The 1,685-nt window shown below is 65.8% G+C and carries 3 protein-coding genes; 2 read left to right on the top strand and 1 reads right to left on the bottom strand.

The genetic code is table 11. The annotated features are described in order from the left end of the window. Positions 1-227, bottom strand: a 227-nt coding sequence (locus L995_RS01940; RefSeq protein ID WP_047468584.1) for a response regulator transcription factor, incomplete at its 3' end; no start/stop codon positions are given. A gap of 113 nt (positions 228-340) precedes the next feature. Between L995_RS01940 and L995_RS01935 the strand changes: the two genes are divergently transcribed. Then, complete coding sequence (locus tag L995_RS01935; RefSeq protein WP_047468581.1) at positions 341-991, top strand: response regulator; 651 nt, start codon at positions 341-343, stop codon at positions 989-991. Beyond that, the coding region (locus tag L995_RS01930; RefSeq protein WP_047468578.1) for an Hpt domain-containing response regulator at positions 988-1,685 on the top strand (698 nt) is incomplete at its 3' end. The genes L995_RS01935 and L995_RS01930, both read left to right, overlap by 4 nt.

The raw sequence follows: 1,685 nt of genomic DNA, 5'->3' as shown, positions 1-1,685 counted from the left end.
CCGCGTAGATCGTAGGAGGTCTTGATGCGACAGCACACCTCCAGGCCGTCCAGCGTGCCGGGCATCATCATGTCCAGCAGCACGATATCGGGCTTGTTGCGCTGGGCCACGGCCCAGGCTTCGTCGGCGGTGGGCACCTCCATGACCTCGTAGGCGCCGGACTCCAGCGTCATGCGCAGCAGTTTGCGGATGTCGGCCTGGTCTTCGACGATCAGTATCTTCTTCATGGCGGACCTTTCACAACGCAGTTGAAGGGGGCTGCGTGAGGTTAAATCATAAATATCAAATTCATCAAATTTATATTGAATTTTTCAATCGTATTTGATGCAAAATTGCTGCCATGTCCGAGAACAGCACCCCATCAGGCCAAATTCCGCACTACACGACTGCCGAGGTGGCAAAGCTGCTGGGCATGGCCGTGCGATCGGTCCAGCTCATGGTCGATCGCGGCGAGCTGGAGGCCTGGAAGACGCCCGGAGGCCATCGCCGCATTACGCGCGCTTCCGTGGAGCGCTGGCGCAGCAGGCAGGGCGAGCGCGCAGCGCCCGGGGTGCCCGGCGCACCAGCGGTGGCACAGGCGCCGGCCTCTGCCCAGGCGGGATCGGGCACCGGGCAGCGCGTGCTGCTGATCGAGGACTCCGTGCACTTCCAGAATCTGGTGCGCATGCTGGTGCAGCGTCACTTTCCCGAGGTCCAGCTGCATGTGGCGAACGACGGGATCACGGGCATGGCGCTGTACGGCCAGATCCAGCCCGATGTGCTGCTGGTGGACATCCTGCTGCCCGACATCGATGGCGCCGCCCTGATCACCACCTTGCGCACCCATGAGCAGTTCGCGCGCTGCAAGCTGCTGGTGGTCACCTCGCTGGAGGCGTCAGAGCGCGAGGCCTATGCCTTCGCATTGGGCGGCGTGCGCGTGATCCACAAGCCCCAGCTGGTGCAGGAGCTGCCCGAAGCGCTGGGCGGGCTGCTGGGCGGGCCGGCGGCGTGAACGCGCCCCTTCCTGCGGTCCTGCTGGTCGAGGACGATGCCTCGATTGCGCGGTTCGTTGCGCTGGCGCTGGAGGGCCTGCCCCTCACGCTGGTGTCCTGCACGAGTGCGGAGCAGGCCCAGCAACTGCTGCAAACCCAGCCCTTTGCCCTGCTGATCACCGATCTGATGCTGCCCGGCGCCTCCGGCGTGGAGCTGATCGAGTGGCTGCGCCGCTCGCCGCAGGCGGGCTGCTGCGCCGTGGTCTTCAGTGCCGGCGTGCGGGCCGATGTTGCGCTGCAGCTGGAGCAGTTGAAGGTGTGGCGCGTGCTGCTCAAGCCGGTGTCGGTGGCGCAACTGGTGGACTGCGTGGAGTCGGTGCTCCAGCAGCATGCGCCGCCTCCCCCTCCCAGGCAGGAGGCCGGGACGGGCGAGGGCGCCGATGCGCAGCCGGATGTGCGATCGGATGTGCAACCGGATGCGCAACCGGATGCGCCGTCGGACGCGCTCGCCATTGCCAATTTCTTTGGTGGCGACGCAGGCCTGTTCCACAGCTACCGTGACATCTGCCTTGCACACTTGCCCGACGATATCGCCCGGATGGAGGTCCTTATCGCGGAGCAGAACGCCATGGCCCTGCGCAGGCAGGCGCACAGCCTGCAGAGCGTGTTGCGCCTGCTGGGACAGGAGCGGGCCAGCGGACTGACCAGACGCGG

This window comes from Delftia sp. ZNC0008, from assembly GCF_000799035.1.
Taxonomy (GTDB): Bacteria; Pseudomonadota; Gammaproteobacteria; order Burkholderiales; family Burkholderiaceae_C; genus Comamonas; species Comamonas tsuruhatensis.
Note: the sequence above shows the minus strand (reverse complement) of the source record. Positions and strands in the feature narration are given on the sequence as shown.

Excerpts from the sequence above, each read along its gene's own strand:
- L995_RS01935 (WP_047468581.1), top strand. The coding sequence starts at position 341 with ATGTCCGAGAACAGCACCCCATCAGGCCAAATTCCGCACTACACGACT.